This window comes from Gemmatimonas sp. (assembly GCF_021298855.1).
Taxonomy (GTDB): Bacteria; Gemmatimonadota; Gemmatimonadetes; order Gemmatimonadales; family Gemmatimonadaceae; genus Gemmatimonas.
The window spans coordinates 19,977-27,508 of record NZ_JAJTHI010000036.1; the positions used below are offsets into that span (position 1 = coordinate 19,977).

Sequence of the window (7,532 nt, forward strand, 5' to 3'; positions counted from 1 at the left end):
TTCACTGGCCACCTCCGGCGAGCCACATCCACACCACGGTCACGGCGAGATTCGCCAGCGACAGCGGCAGCAACATCTTCCACGACAGGCCAAGCATCTGATCGTACCGGAACCGCGGCAGCGTCCAGCGGATCTGGATCTGGATGACGCAGAGTAGCGCGACCTTGCCAAGGAAGGTGACGAGCTGCAGCGGAACCCGAACCGCCTGGCTGAGCGCGATCTCGGTGCCCCACGGAAACGAGAACCCGGCGTCGGTCATGAACGGCAGGTTGTAGCCGCCCAGAAAGAGCGTGGCGAACAGGGCACCCACGACAGCGATCTGGATGAACTCCGAGAACATGAAGAGCCCGAGCTTCATGGCGCTGTACTCGGTGAAGTAGCCGGCAATGAGCTCGGACTCGGCCTCGGGGAGATCAAAGGGAATGCGCTTGTTCTCGGCGATCGCCGCCGTGAGAAACAGGAATGCCGCGAACGGCTGGTAGACGATGCCCCACGCCGGCAGGACACCGCCGATGGTGCCCGACTGCTGGCGCACGATGTCGCCGAGGTTCACGGTGCCGTACACCAGGATGAGACCCAGCACCGTCAGCCCCATGACCAGCTCGTAGCTGATCATCTGCGACCCCGCGCGCAGTCCGCCCAGCAGCGAGAACTTGTTGTCGGAGGCCCAGCCGGCGAGCATGGCGCCAATGATGCCGAGGCTGCTGAAGGCAAACACCACCAGCAGCCCCGCATCGAGATTGGCGATCTGCATGGGGTAGGCGCGGTCCCCGAACCACGAGGAGAGCGCCGGGATGAGTTGCCCCGGTACCACGGTCCCGCCAAAGGGGACCACCGCGAAGACCAGCAGCACCGGCGTGAACACGAGGAAGGGCGCCAGGAAGTAGCCCACCGCATCGTGTGTCCGCGGCTTGAAGTTCTCCTTGAGCAGCATCTTGAGGCCGTCGGCCATGCCGTGGAACAGCCCCAGCCACACCAGCTTCACGTTGGTGAACGGGATGCGGATGTAGGCGCGATTGGCCCCTACCCGGTCGGCCATCACCGCCGACTGCTTGCGTTCCACCCAGGTGAGCAACCCGCCGAAGCTGAGCAGCATCACCATCGCATAGCCGATGAAGACCAGCGTCACCACCAGATCGGGGAGCATGCCGGTGCCGTTCATGCGCTGGCTCCCGCCAGCGCGTGCGTTGCCGGGTGACCGGCCAGACGCGCGAAGAGCTGCTCGGCGTGCGCCACCGGTGCCTTGGGGGGGAAGCAGGCCGCGAACGGGGTCACCGTGCCGGCAAAGTTGGTGTAGTGACCGCTGCGCTCCGTCTGGATGCTGAGCGGAATGAACACATGGGCGGTGGCGTTGTGCGCGAAGGCATACCCGTCGAGGCGGATGACCGTGGCGCCCGCCGGCAGCAGGTCGTCCGCCACCCCCTCGCCCCACACGAGCACCACGTCGGTCCCCGCGAGCACCGCCGCCGCATCGGCAGGGAGCAGCGGAAAGCGGGCCGTCGCGGCCGTGAGATTGGGGTTCTTGTCGGCCTTGATGAGGAGCGCATCCTCGAGCACCTCGCCGGGGAGCGGCAGATGATCGGGCTTCGCGTACGCCGCCATCGAGGTGCCGAGGCGGGCGGCGAAGGCATCGGCGAAGGCGGCGAGTTCCTCATTGGATCCCCAGCTCGAGACCAGGGCCACGACCCGGCGCGCGCCACGCAGCAGCGCCGAGGCGCGCTCGATGGCTTCATCGAGTTCCACTCCCATGCCCTGCACCAGCGCCTGCGTGGCGCGCGGCCGCTCGAAGATCTGCGCGAGGTCACGCCCCTTGTTGCAGATCCACATGTCGTTCACCGCCGGATTCTCGAGCGGGGTCACGCGCTCGATGCGCGTGTTGAGCTGCGGATCGAGCGCCTTGAGCGCCCATTCGGGCTTGCGGTGCCAGATGTTGATGCTGCACCCGCGCGAACACCCCGGGCAGACGCTCGGCGTGGCCTTGGTGTACCAGACGCGCGCATGATCGAGGTGCTGCCGCGACAGCAGCGCGCCCACCGGACAGATGTCGATCACGTTGTCGGAGTAGGCGTCCTCGTTGAAGTTCGCATCCTCCGCCGGGCGGATGAGCGCGTGATCGCCGCGATGGACGGCGGCGAGGGCGTGCGATTCCGAGACCTCGTGGGTGAAGCGCACACAGCGCGTGCACATGATGCACCGCTCGTTGTCCAGCATGATGCGGTCGGACAACGGGTAGAACTTCGTCGCGTGGTTCTTGCGGTCGATGGAGAGGGAGGCGCGCCCGTTGTGCTCGTAGTGGTAGTCCTGCAGGATGCACTCGCCGGCCTTGTTGCAGATGCCGCAGTCCACCGGATGATTGAGGGTGATGAACTGCATCGTTTCCCGACGCAGCTTCTTCACCGTATCCGATTCGGTGAGCACCCGCATGCCCTCGGTCACCGGCATGTTGCAGCCGATGTCGAACCAGGGGTCGCCCTTGTCCTGTTCGACCTCCACCATGCAGATGCGGCAATTCCCGGGCACCGAGAGATCCGGGTGCCAGCAGAAGTGCGGGATGTCCATGCCCGCGCGGCGTGCCGCCTGAATCACGGTCTCGCCCTTGAACGCCGTGCACGGGACGCCGTTGATGCTGAACGCGATCGTCTTGCCGGTGTCCACCGGCTCGTTGTTGCCGCGCTTGCGGCCGGCCGTGCTCATCGGGCCCCCGCCACGGCGTGGAGCGGCGTGGGCACCGCCCCGGCGAACGGATCGTCGATGGCGAGCACCCCACCCATCATGGAGTGGCCGTTCTTGATGTAGTACTCGAACTCCTCGCGATAATGGTCGAGGATGGCGGTACAGGCGTAGCCGGCAGAGTCGCCCAGGCTGCAGATGGTGGTGCCATCGTTCGCGTTGGAGATGTGATACAGCCGGTCGATGTCCTCGGGCCGCCCCTCGCCGCGCACGATGCGGTCGAGCACCCGCTCCATCCACCCCATCCCTTCACGACACGGCGTGCACTGCCCGCACGATTCGTGGTGGTAGAAGCGCTGGATGACGCGCGCCAGGCGCACCATGCACGTGCCCTCCGCCACGGCGATCATGCCGCCCGACCCCAGCTGCGATCCGGCCGCCACGGCGCTGTTGTGGTCGAGCGTGACACCCCGGATTTCGTCGCGATCGAGGATCTTGGTGGACACCCCGCCGGGAATCACGCACTTGAGTTCGCGCCCGCCGAGCATGCCGCCGCAGTCCTCGAAGAGAAACCGCTCCCACGAGTATCCGTACTCGACCTCGTATACCCCCGGCCGCACGATGTGCCCCGAGATGGAGATCATCTGCGTGCCCGGACTCTTGGGCGTTCCCGTACGCCGGAACTCCTCGGCACCGAGGCGCATGATGACCGGCACGTTGGCCAGTGTCTCGACGTTGTTCACCACGGTGGGCTTCTGATACAGCCCCTTGACCGTGAGGCGGGGCGGCCGGTTGCGCGGCCATCCCTTCTTCCCCTCGAGCGAGGCGAGCATGGCGGACGCCTCACCGCACACGTACGACCCCGCGCCGCGGTACACTACCACATCGAGCGAGTAGGACGTGCCGAGAATGTTCTTCCCCAGCAGCCCGGCGGCGTACGCCTCCTCGACAGCCCCCTGAATGCGCCGCCAGGCGAGATCAAACTCCCCGCGAATGTAGATGAACGCGTGGCGTCCGCCGATGGCATACGACGCGAGGATGAGCCCCTCGAGCGACATGTGCGGCACGCACTCCAGCAGCCAGCGATCCTTGAATGTCCCGGGTTCGCCCTCATCGGCGTTCATGCACACGTAGTGCGGTTCGCCATCATCGGGGCGAATGACGCCCCACTTGCGTCCGGCGGGGAAGGCGGCGCCACCGTGCCCCAGCAGGCCGGCCGCGCTCACTTCCTTGATCACGTCGGCGGGCTGCCGCTCGCGCAGCACCTGCTCGAGCGCCTGGTAGCCGCCGCGCGCGCGATAGGCGGCCAGTTCGTGCGACTGCGCGGTCACCGGGAAGTTCATGAAGAACTTCCGCCCGGAGAGCGTGGGCGAGGGAGTGGCGTCGCTCACCGGGACAGCTCCTCGAGCAGGGCGTCGACCTTGGCCGGCGTGAGGTCCTCATGATAGGCCTCGTTCACCATCATCATGGGCGCCGTGCCGCAGGAGGCGAGGCACTCCGCCGTGGACAGCGTGAACCGGCCGTCCGGCGTGGTTTCGCCGGGCTGGATGCCCAGCCGACCGCACAGGTAGGCGATGAGCCCCTCCGCCCCGCGCAGGGAACAGGACGCATTGTGGCACACCTGCAGGTGGTGGGTGCCCAGCGGCGTCCGCGTGAACATGGTGTAGAAGCCGAGGACTTCATCGACCTGCGTACGGGGAACGCCGAGGTACGCGACCAGCTCGTCGATATCGCTGTCGGCGATGTAGCCGCGTTCCTCCTGAATGCGCCGCAGGCAGGGAATGGTGAGCGACCCCTCGAACCCGTCGGGGTAGCGTTCCTTCCAGCGCTCGAACTCGGGGATCAGATGCTGAATGTTCTTCATCGGGTCGGTCATCGATCGCACTCGCCACCAATCATGTTGACCGACCCGAAGGTGGTCACGATGTCGGCCAGTTGGTACCCCTCGAGCATGGTGTGCACGCCTCCCATGTGAACGAAGCTGGGGGCGCGCACATGCACCTTCCACGGCTGGCCATCGCCGGTGCTGACGCAGTAGAAGCCGAGTTCCCCGTTGGCCCCCTCGTGGGCCACATAGATGTCGCCGGCCGGCACCACGGGCCCTTCCATGACGAGCTTGAAGTGGTTGATGAGCGACTCGATCTCGGTGTAGACGAGCTCCTTCTCGGGGAACACGCAGCGGCGGTCATCGACCATGATGGGCCCCTCGGGGATCAGGTCGAGCAGCTGGCGCATCATGTACACCGACTCGTCCATCTCGCGCATGCGCACGTAGTAGCGGTCGTAGTTGTCGCCCTTGATGCCCACGGGCACGTCGAAATCGAGTTCGCCGTACGCCAGGTACGGCGTGTCCTTGCGCAGGTCGCGCGGGGCGCCGGTGCTGCGCAGGATGGGCCCCGTGAACCCCCAATGGATGGCGCGCGCCGTGTCGATGACGCCCACGTTGCGCATGCGGTCGATGAAGATGCGGTTGCGGTCGACGAGGCCGTGCACCATGCCCACGTACCGCTCGTAGTCCGCGAGGATCTCCTCGAGCCGCCGGAACCAGCCCGGGGGCACGTCGAAGGCCAGTCCGCCAATACGACCGTACGAATAGGTGACCCGCGCGCCGGTGAGCGCCGCGAGGTGCTCGTACATGCTGTCGCGGGCGGTGACCAGGTACAGGAAACCGGTCATGGCGCCCAGCTCCATGAGCTGGGCCGCCACGCACGTGAGGTGATCGGCCACGCGACTGTACTCGGCGAGCAGCGTGCGCAGATACCGGGTGCGCGGCGTGATCTCGATGCCCATGAGCTGCTCGACGGCGTCGCAGTAGGCGAAGTTGTTGATCAGCGCCGAGCAGTAATTCAGCCGGTCCACGTACGGCATGAGGTTGTGCCAGGTGTGATCCTCGCACTCCTTCTCGAATCCGCGGTGGAGATAGCCGCAGTGCACGTCGGTGCGGACCACCTTTTCCGCATCCATCTCGGCGATGATCTGCACCGTGCCGTGCGTGGCGGGGTGCGACGGACCGATGCTGACCACGGTGGTGTCGTCACGGCTGGCCGCGAAGACCGGCTGCACCGGGTTCGCAATGGGCGGGCGGAGCACGGGGTCAGCGGACAAGGGCACCCTGCGGAGGAAGGTAGGGCACGAGCGGCTGTTCCTTCTGCTTCGGGTAGTCCTTGCGCAGCGGATGACCGACGAAGCCTTCGTAGAGGAGGATCGGGCGCAGGTCCGGGTTCCCCCGGAAAACGATCCCGTACATGTCGTGGCACTCGCGCTCCATGTACCCGGCGGCGCCGTAGAGCGGCGTGAGCGAATCCACGCTGGGATCCGGCTCGGGCACACGCGCCTTGAGGCGGACGCGCACGTGGGCGGTGGTCGAGTAGAAATGCCAGACCACCTCGAACCGGAGCGGCGCGTCGGGCCAGTCCACCGCGGTCACGTCGAGGAAAAGATCGAAGCCGAACTCGTCGCGGAGTCGGCGTGCCACCGGCAGCAGCTGATCGGGGGTAAGGGCGAAGACGAGGACCTTGTGCTGCACCCCGAGGCAAACGACCGGGGTCGCGGCACTGACCTGTCCTCCCGGCCCCGCTTCGCCGGGGGAAAGCTGCGCGCGCAGCCGGTCGAAGAGTGGGGCGGTCACGTCAGAATCGGTCGTTGATGATGGGATGTCGCCCCTGCGCGATCTTTTCCTGCAGACGCATGATGCCGTCGATGACCATCTCGGGACGAGGCGGACACCCCGGCACGTAGATGTCCACCGGAATGATGCGGTCGATGCCGGGGAGCGAGGCGTAGTTCTGGTAGAAGCCCCCCGTGCTCGCGCAGACGCCGAACGCCATGACCCACTTGGGTTCGCACATCTGCTCGTAGACCTTGAGCAGGATGGGGGCCTGCTTCTGCGTCACGGTTCCGACGACCATGAGCAGGTCGGCCTGCCGCGGGGAGAAGCGCGGCAGCGCGGCGCCGAAGCGGTCCGTGTCGTAATTGGAGGCGCTGACGGCCATGAATTCCATGGCGCAGCAGGCGGTGACGAAGGGATACGGGAAGAGCGAGAACTTGCGCGCCCAGCCGACCAGTTCGTCCTTGCGCGTGGTGAGATACTCGAAGGTGGCGTGCTTGCTCTGCGCCTCGACGCCCTTGCCGGCGGAGGCGGCGGCACCCGTGCCGTCGAGAATGGGAAGTCGCTTGCCGTACATCGCCTACTCCGTCACCGCTTCGAGGATGCGCGCCTTGTAGACGTACAGCAGGCAGAGCACCAGCAGCGCGGCGAACAGGAAGAACGTGAACACCATGAACCCGGAGAGCGGCCGTGCTCCCAGGGCCCAGATGAACAGGAACATGGTTTCCAGGTCGAACAGCAGGAAGGCGATGGCCACCGCGTAATACTTGATGGGGACGGCCTTCACATTGACGACATCCACGGGCGTGGCGCCGCACTCGAAGGGCTCCAGCTTGGTGGACGTCCCCGCCGGTTTTGGACCCAGCAGGGCGTTCAGCGACAGCGCCAGGCCGACAAAGCCGACAATGGCGGTCAGGTAGAGCAGAAATGTGAGATACGGCGTCATCGAGCAGGCACTGGGGAGTGCAGCCTGTGTGGAGACTGGGGGCGGGACGGGGCACGACGCTGCCCTCGGCGGGGAGCATCCGGCAGGCTGATCCACACACCCTGCCGGATGCGCGAACGTGAACCCCGGTACCAGCCCCCGTCAAGGCGCAGGAGCCATCGGCGCCCTGGTTGTTCCATTACCGGGAACTTGCGCGAACCCGGCCGGTTGCCTCCGGCCATCCCTGACCGCCCGGCCGGCATTCGGTGGGTCGAGCCGCGGCCACTGTCTACTCTTTGTAAACTTTTCGGTTAGCATCCATATTCGTCC

General features: G+C 66.2%; 8 protein-coding genes. All 8 read right to left on the bottom strand.

All coding sequences use genetic code 11. The features are described 5' to 3' along the window. Nucleotide 1: 1 nt before the first annotated feature. The 8 genes from LW840_RS11845 to LW840_RS11880 are packed head-to-tail and all read right to left on the bottom strand — an operon-like array spanning nucleotide 2 to nucleotide 7,223. Nucleotides 2-1,162, bottom strand: coding sequence for a complex I subunit 1 family protein (locus tag LW840_RS11845; protein WP_291260811.1), 1,161 nt, complete (start codon nucleotides 1,160-1,162; stop codon nucleotides 2-4). Next, nucleotides 1,159-2,694: a 2Fe-2S iron-sulfur cluster-binding protein gene (locus tag LW840_RS11850; RefSeq protein WP_291268463.1), complete on the bottom strand. Its 1,536-nt coding sequence runs from the start codon at nucleotides 2,692-2,694 to the stop codon at nucleotides 1,159-1,161. Before LW840_RS11850 ends, LW840_RS11845 begins: the two co-directional genes overlap by 4 nt. Continuing rightward, nucleotides 2,691-4,061, bottom strand: coding sequence for an NADH-quinone oxidoreductase subunit NuoF (nuoF, locus tag LW840_RS11855; protein WP_291268464.1), 1,371 nt, complete (start codon nucleotides 4,059-4,061; stop codon nucleotides 2,691-2,693). The genes LW840_RS11850 and nuoF overlap by 4 nt, the downstream gene beginning before the upstream one ends. Beyond that, on the bottom strand, nucleotides 4,058-4,546 hold the full coding sequence (gene nuoE, locus LW840_RS11860) for an NADH-quinone oxidoreductase subunit NuoE (RefSeq protein ID WP_291260808.1): 489 nt from the start codon (nucleotides 4,544-4,546) through the stop codon (nucleotides 4,058-4,060). The genes nuoF and nuoE overlap by 4 nt, the downstream gene beginning before the upstream one ends. Then, nucleotides 4,543-5,781, bottom strand: coding sequence for an NADH-quinone oxidoreductase subunit D (locus LW840_RS11865; RefSeq protein WP_291260807.1), 1,239 nt, complete (start codon nucleotides 5,779-5,781; stop codon nucleotides 4,543-4,545). Before LW840_RS11865 ends, nuoE begins: the two co-directional genes overlap by 4 nt. Next, complete coding sequence (locus LW840_RS11870) at nucleotides 5,765-6,298, bottom strand: NADH-quinone oxidoreductase subunit C (RefSeq protein WP_291260806.1); 534 nt, start codon at nucleotides 6,296-6,298, stop codon at nucleotides 5,765-5,767. Before LW840_RS11870 ends, LW840_RS11865 begins: the two co-directional genes overlap by 17 nt. Nucleotide 6,299: 1 nt before the next feature. Continuing rightward, complete coding sequence (gene nuoB / locus LW840_RS11875; protein ID WP_291260805.1) at nucleotides 6,300-6,854, bottom strand: NADH-quinone oxidoreductase subunit NuoB; 555 nt, start codon at nucleotides 6,852-6,854, stop codon at nucleotides 6,300-6,302. Between the two features lie 3 nt (nucleotides 6,855-6,857). Then, nucleotides 6,858-7,223 (bottom strand): NADH-quinone oxidoreductase subunit A, encoded by a 366-nt coding sequence (locus LW840_RS11880; RefSeq protein WP_291277037.1) that lies wholly within the window; start codon nucleotides 7,221-7,223, stop codon nucleotides 6,858-6,860. Nucleotides 7,224-7,532: the final 309 nt, after the last annotated feature.